The organism is Neobacillus paridis (assembly GCF_016765675.1).
Classification (GTDB): Bacteria; Bacillota; Bacilli; order Bacillales; family Cytobacillaceae; genus Neobacillus; species Neobacillus paridis.
Genome location: NZ_JAESWB010000045.1, coordinates 15,660 through 35,385 on the forward strand (window position 1 = coordinate 15,660; position 19,726 = coordinate 35,385).

22 protein-coding genes, 1 pseudogene and 1 riboswitch are annotated in these 19,726 nt (G+C 41.3%); of the genes and pseudogenes, 12 read left to right on the plus strand and 11 right to left on the minus strand.

What is annotated here, in order from left to right:
• Positions 1-219: 219 nt before the first annotated feature.
• Both JK635_RS25005 and JK635_RS04465 read left to right on the plus strand, forming a co-directional pair.
• Positions 220-342 carry an alpha amylase N-terminal ig-like domain-containing protein gene (locus tag JK635_RS25005; protein ID WP_202652790.1) on the plus strand — a complete coding sequence of 41 codons (123 nt, stop codon included), beginning with the start codon at positions 220-222 and terminating at the stop codon, positions 340-342.
• A 59-nt stretch (positions 343-401) separates the two neighbouring features.
• Positions 402-2,012 carry a glycoside hydrolase family 13 protein gene (locus JK635_RS04465; RefSeq protein WP_235887898.1) on the plus strand — a complete coding sequence of 537 codons (1,611 nt, stop codon included), beginning with the start codon at positions 402-404 and terminating at the stop codon, positions 2,010-2,012.
• Positions 2,013-2,127: 115 nt separating this feature from the next.
• On the opposite strand, the gene JK635_RS04470 is transcribed toward JK635_RS04465, so the two are convergent.
• Positions 2,128-2,523 (minus strand): globin domain-containing protein, encoded by a 396-nt coding sequence (locus JK635_RS04470; protein WP_202652792.1) that lies wholly within the window; start codon positions 2,521-2,523, stop codon positions 2,128-2,130.
• A gap of 215 nt (positions 2,524-2,738) precedes the next feature.
• On the opposite strand from JK635_RS04470, the gene JK635_RS04475 reads away from it, so the two are divergent.
• The 5 genes from JK635_RS04475 to JK635_RS04490 all read left to right on the plus strand — a co-directional run bounded on the left by JK635_RS04475 (position 2,739) and on the right by JK635_RS04490 (position 6,079).
• Positions 2,739-3,089, plus strand: coding sequence for a DMT family transporter (locus JK635_RS04475; RefSeq protein ID WP_202652793.1), 351 nt, complete (start codon positions 2,739-2,741; stop codon positions 3,087-3,089).
• 2 nt (positions 3,090-3,091) lie between these two features.
• Complete coding sequence (locus JK635_RS04480; protein ID WP_202652794.1) at positions 3,092-3,406, plus strand: DMT family transporter; 315 nt, start codon at positions 3,092-3,094, stop codon at positions 3,404-3,406.
• Positions 3,407-3,626: 220 nt separating this feature from the next.
• Positions 3,627-4,022 (plus strand): MFS transporter, encoded by a 396-nt coding sequence (locus JK635_RS24620; RefSeq protein ID WP_306792905.1) that lies wholly within the window; start codon positions 3,627-3,629, stop codon positions 4,020-4,022.
• Positions 3,940-4,911, plus strand: a complete 972-nt coding sequence (locus tag JK635_RS04485; RefSeq protein ID WP_306792906.1) for an MFS transporter — start codon at positions 3,940-3,942, stop codon at positions 4,909-4,911. The genes JK635_RS24620 and JK635_RS04485 overlap by 83 nt, the downstream gene beginning before the upstream one ends.
• A gap of 553 nt (positions 4,912-5,464) precedes the next feature.
• Positions 5,465-5,509: riboswitch (PreQ1 riboswitch) on the plus strand.
• A gap of 6 nt (positions 5,510-5,515) precedes the next feature.
• Complete coding sequence (locus JK635_RS04490) at positions 5,516-6,079, plus strand: QueT transporter family protein (RefSeq protein ID WP_202652795.1); 564 nt, start codon at positions 5,516-5,518, stop codon at positions 6,077-6,079.
• Between the two features lie 219 nt (positions 6,080-6,298).
• Here JK635_RS04490 and JK635_RS04495 read toward each other — a convergent pair whose 3' ends face one another.
• The gene (locus JK635_RS04495) at positions 6,299-6,907 is read right to left on the minus strand and encodes an exonuclease domain-containing protein (RefSeq protein WP_202652796.1); all 609 of its coding nucleotides are present in this window, start codon (positions 6,905-6,907) and stop codon (positions 6,299-6,301) included.
• 381 nt (positions 6,908-7,288) lie between these two features.
• On the opposite strand from JK635_RS04495, the gene JK635_RS04500 reads away from it, so the two are divergent.
• From JK635_RS04500 to JK635_RS04520, 5 genes are all read left to right on the plus strand, one after another.
• Entirely contained in the window at positions 7,289-7,798 is a 510-nt protein-coding gene (locus JK635_RS04500; protein ID WP_202652797.1) for a DoxX family protein, read from the plus strand.
• 224 nt (positions 7,799-8,022) lie between these two features.
• A complete protein-coding gene (locus JK635_RS04505; protein ID WP_202652798.1) occupies positions 8,023-9,132 on the plus strand; it encodes an ABC transporter ATP-binding protein in 1,110 nt (369 codons plus the stop codon).
• The gene (locus tag JK635_RS04510; protein ID WP_202652799.1) at positions 9,122-9,925 is read left to right on the plus strand and encodes an ABC transporter permease; all 804 of its coding nucleotides are present in this window, start codon (positions 9,122-9,124) and stop codon (positions 9,923-9,925) included. Before JK635_RS04505 ends, JK635_RS04510 begins: the two co-directional genes overlap by 11 nt.
• 1 nt (position 9,926) lies before the next feature.
• On the plus strand, positions 9,927-10,733 hold the full coding sequence (locus JK635_RS04515; protein WP_202652800.1) for an ABC transporter permease: 807 nt from the start codon (positions 9,927-9,929) through the stop codon (positions 10,731-10,733).
• Entirely contained in the window at positions 10,730-11,803 is a 1,074-nt protein-coding gene (locus tag JK635_RS04520; RefSeq protein ID WP_202652801.1) for an ABC transporter substrate-binding protein, read from the plus strand. The genes JK635_RS04515 and JK635_RS04520 overlap by 4 nt, the downstream gene beginning before the upstream one ends.
• Positions 11,804-12,015: 212 nt before the next feature.
• On the opposite strand, the gene JK635_RS04525 is transcribed toward JK635_RS04520, so the two are convergent.
• The 9 genes and pseudogenes from JK635_RS04525 to JK635_RS04565 form a co-directional block, all read right to left on the minus strand.
• Positions 12,016-12,237, minus strand: coding sequence for a hypothetical protein (locus JK635_RS04525; RefSeq protein WP_202652802.1), 222 nt, complete (start codon positions 12,235-12,237; stop codon positions 12,016-12,018).
• Between the two features lie 244 nt (positions 12,238-12,481).
• Positions 12,482-13,276 (minus strand): energy-coupling factor ABC transporter ATP-binding protein, encoded by a 795-nt coding sequence (locus tag JK635_RS04530; protein WP_202652803.1) that lies wholly within the window; start codon positions 13,274-13,276, stop codon positions 12,482-12,484.
• The gene (locus tag JK635_RS04535; protein WP_202652804.1) at positions 13,273-14,118 is read right to left on the minus strand and encodes an energy-coupling factor ABC transporter ATP-binding protein; all 846 of its coding nucleotides are present in this window, start codon (positions 14,116-14,118) and stop codon (positions 13,273-13,275) included. Before JK635_RS04535 ends, JK635_RS04530 begins: the two co-directional genes overlap by 4 nt.
• Complete coding sequence (locus tag JK635_RS04540; protein WP_202652805.1) at positions 14,115-14,882, minus strand: energy-coupling factor transporter transmembrane component T family protein; 768 nt, start codon at positions 14,880-14,882, stop codon at positions 14,115-14,117. Before JK635_RS04540 ends, JK635_RS04535 begins: the two co-directional genes overlap by 4 nt.
• Before the next feature lie 169 nt (positions 14,883-15,051).
• Positions 15,052-15,654 carry an ECF transporter S component gene (locus tag JK635_RS04545; protein WP_202652806.1) on the minus strand — a complete coding sequence of 201 codons (603 nt, stop codon included), beginning with the start codon at positions 15,652-15,654 and terminating at the stop codon, positions 15,052-15,054.
• A 217-nt stretch (positions 15,655-15,871) separates the two neighbouring features.
• Positions 15,872-16,486 (minus strand): annotated as a pseudogene (locus tag JK635_RS04550) (DUF5643 domain-containing protein); the annotation flags it as partial.
• Between the two features lie 78 nt (positions 16,487-16,564).
• Positions 16,565-17,284: a LutC/YkgG family protein gene (locus tag JK635_RS04555; RefSeq protein WP_202652807.1), complete on the minus strand. Its 720-nt coding sequence runs from the start codon at positions 17,282-17,284 to the stop codon at positions 16,565-16,567.
• A gap of 2 nt (positions 17,285-17,286) precedes the next feature.
• On the minus strand, positions 17,287-18,714 hold the full coding sequence (locus JK635_RS04560; protein WP_202652808.1) for a LutB/LldF family L-lactate oxidation iron-sulfur protein: 1,428 nt from the start codon (positions 18,712-18,714) through the stop codon (positions 17,287-17,289).
• Positions 18,715-18,835: 121 nt separating this feature from the next.
• A complete protein-coding gene (locus tag JK635_RS04565) occupies positions 18,836-19,552 on the minus strand; it encodes a (Fe-S)-binding protein (protein ID WP_202652809.1) in 717 nt (238 codons plus the stop codon).
• Positions 19,553-19,726: the final 174 nt, after the last annotated feature.

Here is a 19,726-nt window from a genome sequence, read left to right on the forward strand (position 1 = left end):
TGAAAAATTTGTTTTTGTGCTATGCGTCCCGTTTTCTAAATTTTTTTACAGCGCTTACATTTGCGAAAACGATTGCACAATTTACTTTTATTATAATGCATAGATAAAAATTTACAACCACTTTTTAAAAAGTTTTATAACATCATTTGTCGTTAACCATTTTGAATAACGTTTTATTTTTAGTAAAATAACAATAAAACTACTTCCTAAGAAAGAGAGTTGTTAAAAGAAACTGTTTACCATCGTCCAAAGGATAAAGATGCATACGTTTGCACAACTGGTGAACTGCATATTCAACTTTGGGCGAAAAAAGAGGATTTAAGATGGAGGGGAAAACGTTGAGCATAAATGATGAGTGGTGGAAGAAAAGTGTTGTCTATCAAATATACCCGCGCAGCTTTATGGATTCTAACGGAGATGGAATCGGAGACATCCAGGGAATTATTGAGAAATTGGATTATTTAAGATTATTGGGTGCAGATGTGATTTGGTTAAGTCCGGTTTATGATTCGCCTAACGATGATAATGGCTACGATATCCGTAACTATCAAGCAATCATGAAGGAATTCGGAACAATGGCGGATTTTGACCAAATGTTAACCGAAGTGCATAACCGTGGAATGAAATTGGTGATGGATTTAGTAGTGAATCATACATCTGATGAACATATATGGTTTGTTGAGTCAAAAAAGTCAAAGGACAACCCTTACCGTGATTATTATTTTTGGCGAAAAGGAAAAGAAGGCCAAGAGCCAAATAATTGGGGCTCGGTTTTCGGCGGCTCGGCATGGCAATATGATGAAACGACCGATGAATATTACCTTCATCTGTTTTCCAAAAAACAACCTGATCTGAATTGGGAAAACCCAAAACTCCGTAAAGAAGTCTACAACATGATGAAGTTTTGGCTTGATAAAGGAATTGACGGTTTCCGGATGGATGTAATCAATATGATCTCGAAAAATCCGGAGCTGCCTGATGGTGATAAGCGTAAGGGACAATTATATGGTGACGGCGGCCGTTATTTTATGAACGGGCCTAGAATTCATGAGTTTTTACAGGAAATGAATCAAGAAGTCCTGTCGAAGTATCCGGTTATGACAGTTGGTGAAATGCCGGGGGCTGCCCCAGAGGACGCTGTTCTTTACACTGATCCGGAGAGAAAGGAAGTCAATATGATATTTACCTTTGAGCACATGGATTTAGACAGCGCGCCCGGCGATAAGTGGAATTTGAAGCCGTTTGAGTTGGTGGAACTGAAAGAGAATCTGGCTAAATGGCAAACGGCGCTGCATAATAAAGGCTGGAACAGCTTGTATTGGAACAATCACGATCAGCCACGGATTGTTTCCCGGTTTGGCGATGATGACCCATATCGTGTAGAATCGGCGAAAATGTTAGCCGCCTGTCTCCACTTCATGCAGGGGACACCATATATTTATCAAGGCGAAGAAATTGGCATGACAAATGTGAAATTTACGTCGCTTGATGATTACCGCGATATCGAGACCATCAATATGTATAATGAGCGTAGAGCATTGGGCTATTCACATGAGGAGATTATGAATTCGATTTATGGCAAAGGCAGGGATAATGCGAGAACCCCGATGCAGTGGGATTCAACGGACAATGCTGGATTTACAACAGGAACTCCGTGGATTAAGGTGAACCCTAGATATAAAGAGATTAATGCGAAGGCAGCCTTGGAAGATCCCTCGTCTATCTTTTATTTTTATCAAAAATTAATTCAGCTTCGGAAAGAAATGGACATCATTACCAAAGGGGGCTTTGAACTGCTGTTGAAGGATCATTCGCAATTATTTGTATATGAACGGAAGCTATACGATGAAAGGCTGCTGGTTGTATGTAATTTCAGCGGAGAAGAAGTAGTGGTCGAAGATGAAGCAGTTGGTACAAAGCTGAAAAATGATCACGTTCTTCTTGGAAATTACGAAACCGTAGGGACTAACGTACTTCGCCCGTATGAAGTAATTGTGTTGAAAAATAGTTGATTCAAAATGTACTCCCGTAAAGAAAGTGGGAGCCTTTGTCCCTTATCCATTTCACGAAAAAGCGAAATTCAAAAAAATCCTCACCCCTTTTTATAAAAGGATGAGGATTTTTATTTTATTCTTCTGAATCCGGTGTATTGACCATAATCCCGGCAACTTGGGTCAGCCGGTCATAAAAGGCTAATCCGGCTGGATTTTGATCAAGACCGATTTCTTCGAACGCTTCTTTCATACAGCGAAGCCAGGCTTTTGCTCTTTTTGGCGTCACTTCATGTGGAAGATGCCGCTGGCGCATCGCAGGTGGTCCAAACTCCTGGCTATATAACGCTGGCCCCCCTAAAAATTGTGGCAAAAACAATTTTTGTTTTCGTTTGATTTCCTCCATATCCCCAACAAACAGTGGTGCTAAATCGGGATCTGCATATACCCGCGGATAAAACGCCTCAACCAGCTGATTAATGGTCTCTTGTCCGCCAATCTCACTATAAAGCGTTTTAAATTTGTATTCCAATTTTCTTCACCATCCTCTTTTCATTTTCCCCTAATTTTAATTATTATAATGGTCTTTCAAAGTGCGATTCGTGATTTAAATCACATTGGTTTCTCACAAATAACATTTTAAGCTATTTTTCCAGAGCAAACCGCAGCAGATGTGTTATTCTAATATAATGTGACAGCTCATTCAGGGAATTCTAAGAAAGAGGCAATCTATGAGAGGTGTTTAAGATGAATAAATCCTGGATATATGTCGTTTTAACTTGTTTGTTAGAAGTGATTTGGGTATATGGTTTTAATACAGCTGAAACTTGGTGGGAGTGGATACTGATTATTGCCACTATTTTCTTGGATTATCACATCCTCCCCAAGGCCTGTGCAGCTATTCCTACAGGTACGGTTTATGCGATTTTTTCCGGCGTCGGCACAATTAGTACCGTGCTGATGGATGTCTTTCTTTTTGGCGAAAAATTCAATAACAGTATGCTTCTGTTTATCATTTTAATCGTTATTGGCGTAATCGGGTTAAACCTGGCTGATAATAAAGCTGAAGAAAAAACATCAATGAAAGGAGCTGCTTAATAATGGGCTGGTTATTTGTTCTTTTGGCAGCAGCTTGTGAGGTAACCGGCGCTGCCGGGCTGAAATTGTATAGTCAGCAGAAAACAATTCGAAATGGTCTCCTTTATATTGGCGGATTCGCTGCATCGCTTGCTTTTTTATATATCTCATTTCATTTTTTGCAGTTAAGTATCGCCTATAGCGTTTGGGTAGGCATCGGAACGGCCGGTGCAGTACTCATTAACATGTACCTGTTCGGCGAATCAAAAAACATTGGGCGGATAATCAGCGTTGGGTTAATTATCATTGGTGTCATTGGATTGAGAATTTATTCTTAGGAGGGTTTGTTATAATCCGCTCGTTCGGTAATTATATATCTACATTCTAGGAGGGAGCCAGTGCAATTAGTCCCTAAAAATAGGAGAAGCTGCACTGGTACATCCTAGGCACTCCTTCAATCCTTTTGGGTAATAAAGTATTTTTATTGCCTTGCCGGAAATTTAATCTTTTCTTTATTATAATAAAGAAAAAGGTTGATTAAGGGAGAAGGGCATATGTTTGTTTAAAAAAATTCATTACGGCTGGTTTATATTAGCGATTTGTTTTATTGGAGTATTAGCTGCACAAGGACTGCGATATTGCTTTGGTGCTTTTATGGAACCATGGGAGCAAGAATTTTCTGCTTCAAGGGGCATGGTTTCAGCGATTTCTTTTGTCAGCTTTATCGTCTTCGCGCTTTCACAGCCAATTATCGGAAAGTTCATTGACAAATATGGCGTAAAGCGAATTTTTGTTTATAGTATCGTTCTGCTGGGTGTCACAACGATCCTCACATTTTTTGCTCAAAGCATTGGGCAGTTGTTTATTTTATATGGTGTGTGTCATCTCTTCACTCGGGTTCGGCGGGGCTTCCGGAGTAACAGCTTCGATCGCCGTTACCAAATGGTTTCATGATAAACAAGGACTGGCTCTAGGCTTAGTTGAAGCAGGCTTTGGTGCCGGGAAAATGGTGATGGTATCAAGTTCCCTATTCTTAATTGATGCGTTTGGCTGGAAATCTACCGTTTTACTTTTGGGAGGATTCCTCCTGTTGGTTATTTTTCCAATCTTGGCCATTTTCCTGAAATCTGATCCGGCAGATATCGGAATTAAACCATTAGGTGCGGAAAAAAGTGTAGAAAAACAGTCACAGGCATCATTAGGAGATCATGTAACACTGCCTGTTGCAGAGAAGAACTACTTACTCCATCGCGGCTTCTGGTTTCCGTATTTTATATGTGAATTTACAACAACGGGCCTTATGGATACTCATTTTATTCCGCTCGCCCAAAGTTGTGGTTTCTCTGTTGCTGTAACAGGTTCGGCCGTCAGTCTGCTTGCCATTTTTAATACTGGTGGTACAATTGTTGCCGGTATTTTAGCTGACCGATGGGATAATCGGAAAATGGTCGCTTGGATTTATTTTCTACGTGGGCTGACAATTGTCTTTTTATTAATCTTCTTAACTAATGAGAAATGGATCGGCTTTTTTATTGAGCATCCTTGGCTATTATTTGTTTTTGCCATTTCTTTTGGTATTGTAGATTTTGCAGTGGTTGCCCCGACAGTAAAATTGCTGGCGGGCTATTTTCAAGGCCCATCTTTAGGAATAGTAACGGGATTCCTTTATATGAGTCATCAGCTTGGTTCAGCCATCGGATCGTTTCTCCCAGGGATATTTTTCGACCGTGCCGGGAGCTATACAAGTTCATTAGTGACTGCAGCTCTTTTGTTGATGATTGCTGCGTTAGCGAGCGCCTGTTTACCAAAACAGAATTTTCATCAAGAGGCGAAGGCCACTTAATCTTTGGGCTATCGATAATAACTCAGAGGAGGGTTCGGCTTCCCTGAGTTTTATTATGGCAATTGTACAATGTGCATGCATCATGGTTGTTTACCCGGTTAAGTGGTAATTGTACCTCCCCATGAGTGCTCTCCAAAGGGTTTTCCCCGGCTATGTGTTCATTGAACCTCCCCATGAGCACTTTCCAAAGGATTTTCCCCGGCTATGTGTTCATTAGACCTTCCCATGAGCACTTTCCAGAGGCTTTTCCCCGGCTATGTGTTCATTGAACCTTCCCATGAGCACTTTCCAGAGGCTTTTCCCCGGCTATGTGTTCATTGAACCTTCCCATGAGCACTTTCCAGAGGCTTTTCCCCGGCTATGTGTTCATTGAACCTCCCCATGAGCACTTTCCAGAGGATTTTCCCAGTTATGTGTTAATTAGACCTTCCACATGCACCTTCTACGAATTCTTTCCCATTTTTTGAACTTTTCACGTGTACCCCCTTAATTTTCTTGAAAATAATGTCATTGACTGTGAACTTCGATTATATTAATATATTAGTTTGTAAGTATTGCAGTGGTTCGAAACCATCCCACTATAAAAAACTAAGGAGAAATGAAGATGGAAAAAACAACAAATAGCTTTTCACAGCAAATAACTGCTGGAAAAGACAGACAATCTGTGTCAAACGGGACGCGGGCAAGTATCCAAGGAATTGTAGTCAATGGCATTGTTGCGGCATTGTATATTGCTGTTTCGACAGTCATTGCACCATTTGGCTTTAGTCAAATTCAATTCCGCGTATCAGAGATGTTTAATCATCTCGTCGCCTTTAACAAAAAGTTTTTTTACGGAATCGTCCTAGGTGTATTCCTGACAAACTTGTTCTTTTCACCGATGAAACAGTATGATCTGATTTTCGGTGTCGGCCAGTCAGTTTTGGCTTTGGCTATTACGATATTATCTGCCCGCTTTATTAGAGGAATTTGGGTACGGATGATTATCAATACGCTTGTGTTCACGGTAACGATGTTCTTCATTGCAATTGAATTACAACTGGCTTATGGTCTGCCGTTTTTATTTACCTGGTTCACCACCGCTGTTGGTGAATTTGCCGTAATGGCAGTCGGGATGCCGATCATGTATTTCATCAATAAACGGGTTCATTTTGATAAAATGTTTTAGAAAAAAAAGCAACAGTCTCGACTTTAATCGGGGCTGCTTTTTTTATCTGGTAGAAGGTTGATTTTTATGGAAAAATTCACCCTCCTTTACTCTTGGTTCGATGAAATAATTTTACAAAATCGGGATGTTTTTTTACATAACTCACGCACAATTTTACACAATCCCGTCTCTTTTTTACAAAGTCTGGAACAATTTGGATCGTAGCAACTATACAAAATGTTAACCCAGCCTTGATTGTGAGGCGGCCGGTTGATATTTTCTCATCGGTCCGTAGTCCAGAGCCTCTTGCAGATAAAGATTTCCCTTCGGACTTGTCTTCTTCAGCAGTTCCATCAAATATGTAATATCGTCCATCGCCCTATGTGTTTGGAAGTTTGTTATATTGTGCCCCTCTAAAAGAGTGATCAGTTTACCATTGGGAAACCCGTATTGTTTCCATGGAATATTCCTCATCGTACAAAACCAATTTAGCTCATTCACTTCCGGGTACATCTGATATAGGAAACTGCGATCAAAGGAAGCATTGTGAGCAAGCACCGCATCAGCATGATGAAAATACTTTTTGACCCTCATATCATAAAAACTTTTTCCTCGTACGGCTTCATAAGGAATCCCATGAACTTTAAATGCCCGGTTATAATTCCTGCGGGCCGAATTCGACAGCGGCTCGCGTAAAAAAGAGTCTTCCTCCAACACCTCAATAACCTCACCAGTATCTGACCGAAAGGAAAATAACTTCAAAGCCAGTTCAATCACTTCATCCGTTTTAGGTCCCAATCCAGTTGTCTCAACGTCCAGCAACAATCCCAATTTCTTCTCAATATGCAAAGAGATCATCCTTTAAAAAGTGATATTTTCCTTCATTATAGCAAAATTGGACAAACTAAGTGCATAGCAAATTAACGATTGCCATTCCAAATTTACCAGAAAGGTCAATTAAAGTAAGTATTCACTGGTAGAACCGGCAGTATTAATTTCGCCCTACCAAGTCTCCTTCTTTTATGAATACTTTGGCCCTCGTTGTGAAATTTTTCAATGTCTTTCCATTTTTTATAAAGAACCTTTCCAACATCCCTATGTAACAAATCGTTCATATCTTTTTTACGGAAATGTGAATTCATGAACAAACCACTCCCATAAAAAAATAATCCTGCTATATTAAGAGTGTAATAATTATTTTAATCATATTTAACTAGGGAGTGGTTTTAAATGTTTTCAAAATGGTTAAGGGAAAATAAAGTTGCTGCAGGAATTTTAACCGTTTTACGTTTATATCTTGGTTATACTTTCTTTACTGCAGGATTACACAAACTTACAGGTGGATTTGATGCTTCTGGTTTCTTAAAAGGCGCAATTGCCCATCCTGTAACAGGTCCAACTGGTGCTACAGAGTATGGCTGGTATGTATCTTTCCTAAAAGGCTTTGCCCTTCCAAACGTGGATATTTTCAATGTTGTTGTTCCAACTGGTGAAGTACTGATTGGTTTAGGCTTAATCCTTGGCTGCCTAACAACAGCAGCTGTATTCTTTGCCTTAGTAATGAACTTTTCTTTCATGTTTGCTGGTACCGTCTCAAGTAACCCATTAGATATTTTATTAGGCACCATTATCCTAACTGCAGGTTATAACGCTGGTCACTTCGGCCTTGACCGCTGGGTGATCCCATTCATCCGCCGTACTGCTTTTAAAGGAAATAATGCTATCAAACAAAATGGATAATAGATAAACATGGGCGCCTCACTTTTTCTTAAAAGTGGGGTGTTATTTTTTTGTAGAAATTTAAACAATTATTGAATTTTCCGGTGCATCCTGTATAATTGTTCCCGAATCATCGAAAGCGGAAGTTAACGGTATTGTACCGACAGGACTGAACCCTGGTGATGACAACACTTTATCAACAATTTTGATAACATTTTTATACTACTAAGATGGGGGAGGTTGCTATGGAAAATAACACCATTATTCAGTTCAAACATGTGACAAAACAATTCGATAACGATCCACCTGTTCTTGACGATGTCAGCTTCGAGATTGAGCGTGGAAAGTTTTACACACTCCTTGGTCCTTCAGGCTGCGGCAAAACGACAATCTTAAGACTGATTGCCGGATTTACCGAACCGTCAAAAGGAGAGATTTTTTTTAATGGAAAAAAAATCAATGATTTACCGGCAAATAAGCGGCAGGTAAATACAGTTTTCCAGGATTATGCCCTCTTTCCACATTTAAATGTATTTGAAAACGTTGCCTTTGGGCTGCGCATCAAAAAATTAAAAAATGCGGAAATACATGCCAAGGTGAAGGAAGCACTCAGCTTTGTGAATCTTTCCGGCTATGAAAATAGAGAAATTCGCGAAATGTCCGGTGGTCAGCGTCAGCGCGTCGCCATTGCTCGCGCGATTGTCAACGAACCGGAAGTCATTCTTTTAGATGAACCGTTGTCCGCCCTAGACCTTAAACTGCGGACCGAAATGCAATATGAATTACGCGAACTTCAGCGCCGTCTTGGAATAACCTTTATTTTTGTCACCCATGACCAGGAAGAAGCGCTGGCCATGTCCGATGAAATCTTCGTCATTAATAAAGGAACAATTCAGCAAAGCGGGACTCCAACAGATATTTATGATGAACCGATTAACCGCTTCGTTGCTGATTTTATCGGAGAATCCAATATTGTTAGTGGAAAAATGATTAAAGATTACCTCGTAGAATTTGTTGGGCGGGAGTTTGAATGTGTCGATGGCGGCTTTGACGCAAACGAACCGGTTGAAATTGTGATCCGCCCTGAAGACTTGGAAATTACCTCTTTGGAACGCGGCAAATTACAGGTTCGCGTCGATTCTCAGCTATTCCGCGGTGTCCATTATGAGATTTGCGGAATTGATAAGGACGGGAACGAATGGCTGGTTCATTCAACAAAGAAGGCAAAAGTCGGCGATGAAATTGGACTTTATTTTGACCCGGAAGCCATTCATGTCATGCGCCTCGGGGAGACCGAAGAAGAATTTGACCGGCGTATAGAAATCTACGCGGATGTGGACCGCCATGGAAAATAAGCTGACCCGTAATTTATATAAAATACCGTATTTACTATGGATTTTGCTGTTTGTAATTGTTCCAATTGCCCTCGTTCTCTACTATTCTTTTTTTAATATTGAGGGCGATTTTACGTTTACTAATTATCGGAAGTTTTTCACGCCGGTATATTTGCAAATGACGCTTAGCTCTTTCTGGTATGCATTTTTAATTACGGCCATTTCCCTGATTATCGCCTATCCCACTGCCTTGTTATTAACAAAAACAAAGCATAAACAATTATGGCTGTTATTAATTATCGTTCCATCCTGGATCAACCTGCTGTTAAAAGCTTATGCTTTTCTCGGTATTTTCGGAACGTACGGAATTGCCAACAGCTTTTTGAAAATCATTGGGATTGGCCAGCAGCAAATATTATTTACCGACTTCAGCTTTGTCTTTGTATCGGTTTACATTTTTATTCCATTTATGATTTTGCCGATTTTTAACTCGCTGAATGAATTGAACCCAACCTTGATTGATGCTGCCAATGACTTGGGAGCATCGAAGTGGACGACGTTCCGCCGGGTTATTTTTCCGTTAACAATCGACGGGGTTAAGTCCGGTTGCCAGGTAACGTTTATACCAGCACTTTCGTTGTTCATGCTGACACGGCTAATCGCCGGAAATCGGGTGATTACTCTTGGTACGGCGATTGAGCAGCATTTTCTGGTAACGCAGGACTGGGGCATGGGTTCGACGATTGCCGTATTTTTAATTATTATTATGGTGTTGATCATGCTCATGACGAATACCAAGAAGCGGGGTGTGTAATATGGATAAAAAAATATCTCCCTTATCTAGGCTGTTTTTAGTCGTGATCTTTTTTATCTTGTATGCACCAATCTTCTTTCTCATTTTCTACTCCTTTAATAAGGGAGAGACAATGTATAACTTTGAAGGTTTTTCTTTAGAGTGGTACCGCGAGCTGTTTCACGATACTAGGCTGCTCATTATTGTTCTGAATACCGTTGTCGTTGCTTTACTGTCAGCACTTTTTTCAACGATCATCGGTATCTTTGGTGCTTTAGCAATTCATATGGCCAAAAGGCACCAAACAAAAAATGCGCTACTGTCATTAAATAATGTCCTAATTGTCAGCCCAGACGTCATTATCGGGGCATCGTTTCTGATTTTGTTCACATTGGCTGGAATTAAACTTGGTTTTTACTCGGTCTTGTTGTCACATATCGCTTTTAGCATCCCGATTGTGGTGCTGATGGTGCTGCCAAAGTTAACCGAAATGAGTCCATCATTGATTGATGCTGCACGTGATCTCGGGGCAAACGGCTGGGACGTAATGACAAAGGTCGTCATCCCCTATATTACACCGGGTATTTTTGCCGGATTTTTCATGGCATTAACGTATTCACTGGATGACTTTGCCGTTACTTTTTTCGTAACCGGAAACGGCTTTTCGACCCTTTCGGTTGAAATCTACTCGTTGGCACGCCGGGGCATTTCTCTAAATATTAATGCCTTATCAGCAATCCTGTTCCTGTTCACAATGCTGCTTGTGGTGATCTACTACTTTATTACCCAACGAAATAAGCCGAGCGGAATGGGGGTGCGTAAACAATGAACCATTTGGTTCGCTTCTTTTTAATTATTGCGGCGGCATCTGCGATTATTTTGTATGCTGTTTCCAGTTTGAACACCTCACAGGGTTATTCCGGCGCTAATACGCTCACGGTCTTTAACTGGGGAGACTATATTGATGAGGATCTAATCAAACAGTTTGAAAAACAAACCGGTATCAAGGTCATTTATGAAACATTTGATTCCAATGAGGCGATGATGACCAAAATTGAGCAAGGCGGAACAAATTATGATGTTGCTGTCCCATCTGAATATATGATTGATAAAATGCGACATGAGCATTTGCTGGTTCCATTGGATCATTCGAAGCTGCCAAATTTAAAAAACATTGATTCGCGCTTTATGAATCTGTCATTTGACCCAGGAAATAAATATTCCGTCCCCTATTTCTGGGGCACTGTCGGCATCGTTTACAATTCGAAAATGCTCCATGGTAAAAAAATTACCAGTTGGAATGATCTTTGGGACCCTGATTTAAAAAATCAAATTTTGTTAACTGACGGTGCCCGTGAAGTGATCGGAATGGGGCTGAATAGTTTAGGCTATTCGCTGAACGATACGAATAAGCAGCATTTGCTGGAGGCGAAAGCAAAGCTTGATAAGCTCACCCCAAATGTTAAAGCGATTGTCGGTGATGAGATTAAGATGTTGATGGCGAATGAAGAAGCGGCCATCGGTCTGGTTTGGTCTGGGGATGCTTCCGAAATTATGTCGGAGAATGGCCATTTAGACTATGTCGTTCCGAAAGAAGGCTCTAACTTGTGGTTCGATAATATGGTCATTCCAAAAACGGCGCGAAATATCGATGCCGCACATAAATTTATTAACTTTATGCTCGATCCAAAAGTGGCAGCTAAGAATACCGATTATGTCGGCTATTCTACCCCTAACAAACAGGCTCTTAAGTATTTAGATAAAGAGGTCGTTGAGGATAAGCGCTTCTATCCAGCACCGGAACTGACGAAAAAACTTGAGGTGTACGAAAACCTCGGCAAACGCAACCTGGCAACTTACAATGAACTATTTTTACAATTTAAAATGCATCGGAAATAAGAAAAGCGAAAGCGACCGGTCAACGACGTATGGGCTGGGGCCCGCTTCGACTGAGATAAAGGAAACTCGAAGAACGCTAGTGATTCGAAGTTGACTTATCGTAGGGAGAAGTGGGATGGCCACTAGTCGTTGGGAGCTTGAGCTGGACAATAACAAAAGCAAAAGCGCCGCAGCTGGGGAATTCCCAATCATTGCGGCGCTACTTTGATTTTTTAATAACTTTTATCCTCTTCTAATTTGCTCTTGCTGGTAATCCAATTTGTAACCTGTGTGAGAATGGCAAAGGCAAAAAAGAAATTCATTGCCCATACATTAATAAATGGGGCAATACCGCCAAATTCAATTGTTTCATAGCCTTTGAACTTCATCACGATCATCGACTCAATAAAAATGAGCATAAACCCAATTACACCAGCCACTGCCGCTCTTACCATTTCCATCCTCCTGTATTAGATCGATAATTTAATTTAAGACAAGTGTTAATTTTAACAATTTAGTGAACACTCTAACACCATTATAGGCCTTTTTTCCATAAACACAAACAAAAAGAAAATGGAGGTAGTGCCCATTTTCTTCTCGATAAAAATATTGAGTTTTTTCCTTTATCCCGTCTTAACGAGAAGTAAGACCCCCACCTCGAGAGTCCAAGTCTACGTACTGGTGTATAGGCCTTTTTTGCTATTTTGCGCATTCATGCAAAAATTCATCTACTGTTAAAATTGTATTCTTTAGCCCTAGTCGGTTAGCCAATTGGGTGATTCCGGGAGGTTCGACGTTCGCTTCCTCAAGGACGTCTTTTTGTGAAAAAACTTCTCTTGTACTGCCATCAAGCAAAACCTTCCCTTCATTAAAGACTATGGTCCTATCAAAATTCTCGGCAACAAAATCCATATCATGAATGATTGTTAACACTAGTTTGTTTTTTTCCTTCAATTTCTGAATGATTCGGCGGATGATTTCCTTACCGGCGTGGTCCTGGGCGATCGTTGGTTCGTCAAAAATCACAATGTCTGTATCCATCGCCACCACCGAGGCGATACAGAGCAGCTTCTTTTCCGATAAGCTTAAGTCATGCGGATTCATGGATAATTTATCGTCTAGTCCGACCAGTTCCAGCGCCTCGACCGCGAGCTTTTCGGCTGTATATCTTCCCATTTTAATATTCAGCAGTCCGAACATGGTCTCGTCCAAAACAGTTCGTTTAAAAATTTGATCGTTGGGATTCTGAAACACCAAACCAATTTTTCGCGCCAGTTCAGCGGCAGTTCTCATTTTTACATCGTATTCCCCAATCAAAATTTCCCCATAAGTTGCTTTTAATAAGCCTTTTAAGAGCTTTACAAAGGTGGTTTTGCCGGCACCGTTTTGTCCGATGATCGCCGTTGTCCGCTGATCAAACTCCAAATTAATATCAGAAAGCACCGGGACCCCTCCGCCGGTGTAGGAAAAGGACAGATTGGACACTTTTATCATCCGAGTGACCCCCTTAAGGCCAGTTCCGCATCCTTCAATGTCACCGGATAGCTGTCACACCCTTGTTTTTTCATACCTAATGCTTTACATACTCTAGTGTACACCGGGGCAGCCACTCCATATGTTTCCAGGTCATTGCGGGAGAATATTTTTTCAGGGGCAGCAAAATCAACTAGTTTCCCTTCATGCAGCAGTAAAACCCGATTGCAATACTGGGCGACTTTTTCCATTTTATGCTCGGCCATAATGACAGTGATTCCTTGGCCGCTTAAGTCTTGAATTGCCTGAAATACTTCCTCGGAACCCGCCGGGTCGAGCTGTGAGGTCGGTTCATCCAGCACGAGAACATCAGGTTTCATCGCGATGATACTGGCGATGGCCATCCGCTGCATTTGTCCCCCCGACAAATCAAACGGACTGCGATCCTTCACATGTTCAATTTTCATCAACTTCAGTACTTCATGAATTCGCCGGCGCATTTCTTCCCGCGGCAAGCCAATATTTTCGAGCCCAAAGGCAATTTCTTCATATACCGTCATTTTCGAGCCTGTTACCTGCGTGAACGGGTTTTGAAACACCATTCCTACCTTTAAGGAAATTTCGGCAATCGTATGGGTCTTTACCTCAAGCCCATCCACGATGACTTTCCCGCCGTAGGCACCTTTATAAAAATGCGGAACAAGACCAACCAGCGCCTGACACAACGTCGACTTTCCGGAGGAATTTTTGCCAATGATTCCGATGAATTCTCCTTCTTCAATTTGAAAGGAAATATCTTGAAGGGCTAGTTCTTCACCCAGTGGATATTTATACTTCAGATGATCAACCACAATCTTTTTCATAAAAACATCCTCCATGCCACGGCACATACAGTAAGGACTAACATTACAGCCTGTATAAATCGGCTATTCGGATAGGTTTTTTCTTCATTCAAATAGGTTTTCGGATTACGGGAATTGAAGCCGCGCACTTCAAGCGCCATCGCCCGTTCCTTGGTATTGATGAGCGACCCTAGGACAACCGGCCCAAGCAGCGGGATGAAGGCTTTAATTCGAACAAGCAATTTTCCTTCTGTCTCCATTCCCCGTGACCGCTGTGCATCCATAATCGTACTCATCGTCGTCATCATCTCCGGAATGATTTGAAAAACCGACACAATGACATAGCCGATTCTTGGTGACATTCCCTTGCGAACAAGCGCTTCCACCAGATCCGAGGGCTTTGTTGTCAGCACCAAAATCATAAAGGCACTAACAATGTTGGTAACCCGAAAGACAATGGTTAAAGCAAATTGCAGCCCTTCCTTATACATCGCCACCGGACCAAGCTGCAACAGCACTGTTTCATTTCCCGGCTTAAACAACCCCTGGATAATCACGACGGTTATCAGGACAAAAAAGACAAAACTGTAAACCGGCAACGTTTTGCGCATTACCTTGGCAAAAATCAATAAGATTATACTAGTTCCTAAACAAATGGCGGAAATCGTGAACGATGGCAAAATAATCGGAATGATGATAGCAAATAAAATATAGTAGAGTTTCGTGATCGGATCGATCCCATGTACAAACGATTCCCGCTCAACAAACAAGCTAATCGATTTCAAACAGCTTCACCGGCTTTCTTTTTCAGAGGCATTTCTAAAGATTGCTGCTTTTTGATTCGCTAATAAATGTCCTAGATTCGCTAATAAAACTTATAGATTAGCTAATATATCTAAAAAATCCGCTAATATTTTACGAGTATAAAAAATGATAAAACAATTTTTATACGGCTTAATCCAAAGTTTCTACCTTATCGTTGTTATTGTATAATTGGACAAAATTACGCGGTAATCCTTTGTAAATCCCATAGCTTATTAACACGACCAATAATTTATCAGGCACATCAACAACGAGTTCATCAAGTAGAGAGGCAAGCCAGGTTGAATCCGTGTTTGCCAGTATGAATGCAAACAGGGCATCCCCCCAAACATTTCCCGTTTGACCTCCCCAAAAGCCGATATTTAATGGAGTGGAAACAACCGTAGCTACCAATCCGATGATGAGTCCGGCGACCATTGCTTTTCCCCAGCCGGAAATAAAGCCCTTATAAAACAAAATCCCTACGGCCAATCCAATTGCCACGCTCGTAATCGCATAAACAAAAGAAATAGGATCCGTAAACCCATAAATAATGTTATTAATGGCTCCGGCTAATGCTCCGACAATCGGGCCGCCCAGCATTGCCGCCAGTACCGTGCCAATGGAATCAAGCCACAAAGGCAGCTTCAGCACCCCAGCTATGAATTTACCAATATAGTTAATGCCTACGGCAACAGGAATCAGCACAAGTGCCGCCGTTGAAAACTTTAAAGACCACATACTCTGGTTATTCATAAAGAAAAACCTCCTTTTTCATTTTCTTGTTCACTACTAGTATATTAACTGTCTTGACATATGACAACTCTATTATAACCGAATATTTCCACTTTTCTAGTAATCCCTAGGCATTTATATATTTTTATGTACCATTCTTTTAGCTTATTCTTTATACGAATGCACACTTAAACTCAAAAAAGGCACCTGATTGGTGTCAGGCACCCTCTTTTCATCCTTATTTTATCTTTATTTTTTCATTGCCTTTGATCCAGGAAGGGTAGGCGGTTAGTTCTAAGAAAATTGGATTTGGCCGTGTGTTCAGATTGGGAATGTTAACGTGCAGTTCGGTGACTCCTTCTTCATCGCTTGCAAGTATTGAACTGTATTTAGAGAGTATTTCTCTTCCACTGGCATCGGTTATTTTTGTAAATGGAAAGGAACGGAATTCCTTTTTCGCATGCATATCAAAAATCAAATCATTTCCCTCTACGCGCAAATTGCTTAAGAAACGGCCTTTTGGCTGTTTCAAGATTTTCTGATTTTTTGGATCGACGATGACATGGTCTTCATCCTTATCGACCGCTTGGATTTTGTTCAGAACAAGATACAGTTCCTTCGGTTCACGGAAATAATTACTTTGCAGATAAATAATCGCTTCCTCTGGTGAAATCTGATTAGCAGTGATTCCGTTAGCAATTTTATTCCATGTCTCGCCATTTTCATCAACAAGCCTTAAATCGTCGAAACTGAAGATTCGCTTACTGTTATTGGGATCCATTTTCACATGGATGGCTGCCCGCAACGGATAGATATCCGCCTTAAAAAATGATATTTTTTGCCCTTCAATTGAAACAGTCTTGTTTTGAACACTCTTTCATAAAAATTAACACAACAAAGAGCCGACCCCAGCAAGGATCGACCCTCAGAATTACAGATCATGAATCACAATATAAGTAGCTTTGATCGGACCATGGACACCGACGACGAGGTTTAATTCAATATCAGCCGAATTGCTTGGACCGGTAATAAAATTGATGCATGATGCCACATGTCCAGTTTCTTGAAAAATTTCTCGCATTTTTACTGCCGCCTGAGTGATTCTGGGAACAAGGCTGCTCTTGGGAATCAACATAATCGATGTGGCCGGCAGGAAACTTACCGTTCGTCCCTTATCCTTATCGCTAAACAACACAACGGTTCCTGATTCGGCAAGGGTAATCTCGCTAATCGTGATGCCAACATTTGCATTCTCCGCCTTATGTATATTTTCGTCTCCCAACGTATAATCCCACTCAAACAGCTCAATATTGTGCGCTGGCCACTGTTGTTTCATAAGCGGATCGAGCCCCCACTTGGAGAAACGCTCATCCTTCCAGGTCACAACCGGGCCGCCACCATATTCCGTAACGACATCATTCACAACCCCGGGAAGCCCCGCCAAATCCGTCGTAAAAATCTTGGTGTGGATTATTTTACATTGTTTTTTTAAAATTTCTAGCAGCTCATCCTGAGATGTATCCTTAAATACATCATATTGCGGCTGATATTTCCAATTGGGTCTTTCGATCGGAATGGTAATCCGCGGCCGATTAAGACGATTAGCAATTTGATTTAAAAATTGATCACGATTTTGAATGGTACCGACCATGGTTATTTGTCTCCTTTCTCACGGCTTTTAAACCAATCCCTAAATCTCTCCTTATTGGGAGCCGGGAAATCCCGAGCCTCGGTCCAGGCCTTTAACGGCCCCACACCTTTTGAAATTTTATCCCCTGATGTAAAAGGATTTAGTGCAGTTGGGGCAAGTTTTGAACCTATTTTATAAAGGGTTGGAGATGCTGCACCAAGGCCAAACGCCTTCATTAACAATTTTTCAGAAACAGGTGCCTTTCCTTCCTTTTCAACAATCATTTCACGATGCTTCAAAAGCAGGTTGTGGAGCGGAATTTTTACCGGGCAGACTTCTGTGCAGGCACCACAAAGGGTAGAGGCATAAGGAAGCTCCTTATACTCATCATAACCGCCCAATAGCGGCGTAAGCACAGCACCAATCGGTCCCGGATAAATCGAACCGTAAGAATGACCACCAATTTGCCGGTATACCGGACAGACATTTATACAGGCTGCACAGCGGATACATTGCAGGACAGATTGGAACTCGCCGCCCAGAATATCGGACCTGCCATTGTCCACAATAACAAGATGAAATTCCTCTGGTCCATCAACATCCAGATCCTCACGCGGACCTGTTAACACAGTAATATAACTTGTCAGCTTTTGTCCGACAGCATTTCTTGTTAACATACTGACGAGGATTTCCATTTCTTCAAAGGTAGGCACAATTCGTTCCATTCCCATAACAGTAATTTGTGTTTTTGCAAGTGCTGTCACTAAATCTGCATTCCCCTCATTTGTGACTAAGCTGAAGGAACCTGTTTCGGCAACTGCAAAATTACAGCCGGTTATCCCCAAATCCGCTTCTAAAAATTTTTCCCTTAAGGTAACACGAGCCTGATAGGCAAGCTCTTCCGGTTTGGATGTTTTCGTGTAGCCTAATTTCTCGGCAAAAACTTCCCGAATTTGTTCTTTGTTTTTGTGTAAAGCAGGAACCACGATATGTGACGGCGAATCATGGTCATCCAGTTGAAGAATATACTCGCCCAGGTCTGTCTCGACCACTTCACAGCCTTCCTCCTGCAGCATTGCATTTAGGCTGATTTCCTCCGTTACCATTGATTTTGATTTAACAATCTTTTTTGCTTTTTTCATTTGGACCACGCTGCGGATATATTCATTGGCGTCTTCCTTTGTTTGGGCAAAAAAGACGTGGCCGCCGCGTTTAGCCACATTTTCACTTAATTGTTCCAAATAAAAATCCAGGTGTTCCAGAACATGCTGGCGGATTTCTTCTGCGTGATTGCGCCACTCTTCCCAATTGCCCAGCTCATCAGTGGTAACCGCTCTGCGCTTCAGACTCATCCCATCCTGGGCACTTGCCACTGCACCGCGCATGAATTCATCATTTAATCCATTATCAACACGTTCCTTAAACTGTTCCGTGCCAATCTTCATTGCCATGGAAATCCCTCCACTTTTTCTTGAAAGTAATTCTGCGGATATAATTGAAAAATTGCTGATATCCTGTCTAAAATTGCTGATATAATTGAAAATTACAGATATCCCTTCCAACATTGATCTATTATCGGCTGTTTAAGACCTCTGCAATATGCATGACTTTTATTGGCTTTTCGAGCCGCCCCATTCGGCCACCAATGTTCATGAGGCAGGCTGCATCCGCACCAATAAGATATTCGGCACCTGTCTCTTCAACATGACGGACTTTTTCATCCACCATTTGCTCCGAAATTTGGGCCATTTTGACTGAAAAGGTGCCCCCAAAGCCGCAGCATTGTTCTTTACCGGGGAGCTCCGTGAACTTTAGTCCTTTAACATTTTTCAATAAAATTATCGGTGGTTCTTTGACCCCCAGCAATCTTGTCATATGGCAAGAGGTATGATAAGTGGCCGTTCCTTCCAGCTTTGCACCAACATCTTCTATTTTTAAAATATCGACAATGAACTGCGTCAGTTCATATGTTCTTTCCGCTAATGCTTTTGCTTTTGGCTCCCATACAGGATCCCCTGCAAAAATATGAGGATACTCATGGAACATATAGGCACAAGAACCGGATGGCGAGACAACATATTCTGCATTGCTAAATGTTTCGATCATCCGTTTCATCGCTTCTTTTGATTCTTTTACATAACCGCTATTATACGCAGGCTGCCCACAGCAAACTTGAGATTCAGGAAATTCTATTTCACAGCCAAGTCTTTCAAGCAGTTCAACCGTCGCCTTTCCGACATTGCTCCGGAACATATCGACGATACATGTTGTAAAGAGCGTAACTTTCATTTTTTCTTCACCTCTAAAGATTTGTCGACTACAGTTTTAAACGGCAATCCAATTTTCTGCTTCATTTTTCCATATTAATGTTTTTGACCAATTTGCGAAAAAGCAAAAACCTAACTCATTATACTCCTTCACCAAGAGAATATGTATAACTCTACTAAATACGTTACATAATTG

Excerpts from the sequence above, each read along its gene's own strand:
- JK635_RS04525 (WP_202652802.1), bottom strand. The coding sequence starts at position 12,237 with ATGGTAAGAGCGGCAGTGGCTGGTGTAATTGGGTTTATGCTCATTTTT.
- JK635_RS04535 (WP_202652804.1), bottom strand. The coding sequence starts at position 14,118 with ATGAAAAAGATTGTGGTTGATCATCTGAAGTATAAATATCCACTGGGT.
- JK635_RS04510 (WP_202652799.1), top strand. The coding sequence starts at position 9,122 with ATGGAAAATAAGCTGACCCGTAATTTATATAAAATACCGTATTTACTA.
- JK635_RS04485 (WP_306792906.1), top strand. The coding sequence starts at position 3,940 with ATGGTGTGTGTCATCTCTTCACTCGGGTTCGGCGGGGCTTCCGGAGTA.
- JK635_RS04565 (WP_202652809.1), bottom strand. The coding sequence starts at position 19,552 with ATGAAAGTTACGCTCTTTACAACATGTATCGTCGATATGTTCCGGAGC.
- JK635_RS04515 (WP_202652800.1), top strand. The coding sequence starts at position 9,927 with ATGGATAAAAAAATATCTCCCTTATCTAGGCTGTTTTTAGTCGTGATC.
- JK635_RS04475 (WP_202652793.1), top strand. The coding sequence starts at position 2,739 with ATGAATAAATCCTGGATATATGTCGTTTTAACTTGTTTGTTAGAAGTG.
- JK635_RS04500 (WP_202652797.1), top strand. The coding sequence starts at position 7,289 with ATGTTTTCAAAATGGTTAAGGGAAAATAAAGTTGCTGCAGGAATTTTA.
- JK635_RS04490 (WP_202652795.1), top strand. The coding sequence starts at position 5,516 with ATGGAAAAAACAACAAATAGCTTTTCACAGCAAATAACTGCTGGAAAA.
- JK635_RS04555 (WP_202652807.1), bottom strand. The coding sequence starts at position 17,284 with ATGGTCGGTACCATTCAAAATCGTGATCAATTTTTAAATCAAATTGCT.
- JK635_RS04505 (WP_202652798.1), top strand. The coding sequence starts at position 8,023 with ATGGAAAATAACACCATTATTCAGTTCAAACATGTGACAAAACAATTC.
- JK635_RS04480 (WP_202652794.1), top strand. The coding sequence starts at position 3,092 with ATGGGCTGGTTATTTGTTCTTTTGGCAGCAGCTTGTGAGGTAACCGGC.
- JK635_RS04520 (WP_202652801.1), top strand. The coding sequence starts at position 10,730 with ATGAACCATTTGGTTCGCTTCTTTTTAATTATTGCGGCGGCATCTGCG.
- JK635_RS04530 (WP_202652803.1), bottom strand. The coding sequence starts at position 13,276 with ATGATAAAAGTGTCCAATCTGTCCTTTTCCTACACCGGCGGAGGGGTC.
- JK635_RS04465 (WP_235887898.1), top strand. The coding sequence starts at position 402 with ATGGATTCTAACGGAGATGGAATCGGAGACATCCAGGGAATTATTGAG.
- JK635_RS04560 (WP_202652808.1), bottom strand. The coding sequence starts at position 18,714 with ATGGCAATGAAGATTGGCACGGAACAGTTTAAGGAACGTGTTGATAAT.
- JK635_RS04545 (WP_202652806.1), bottom strand. The coding sequence starts at position 15,654 with ATGAATAACCAGAGTATGTGGTCTTTAAAGTTTTCAACGGCGGCACTT.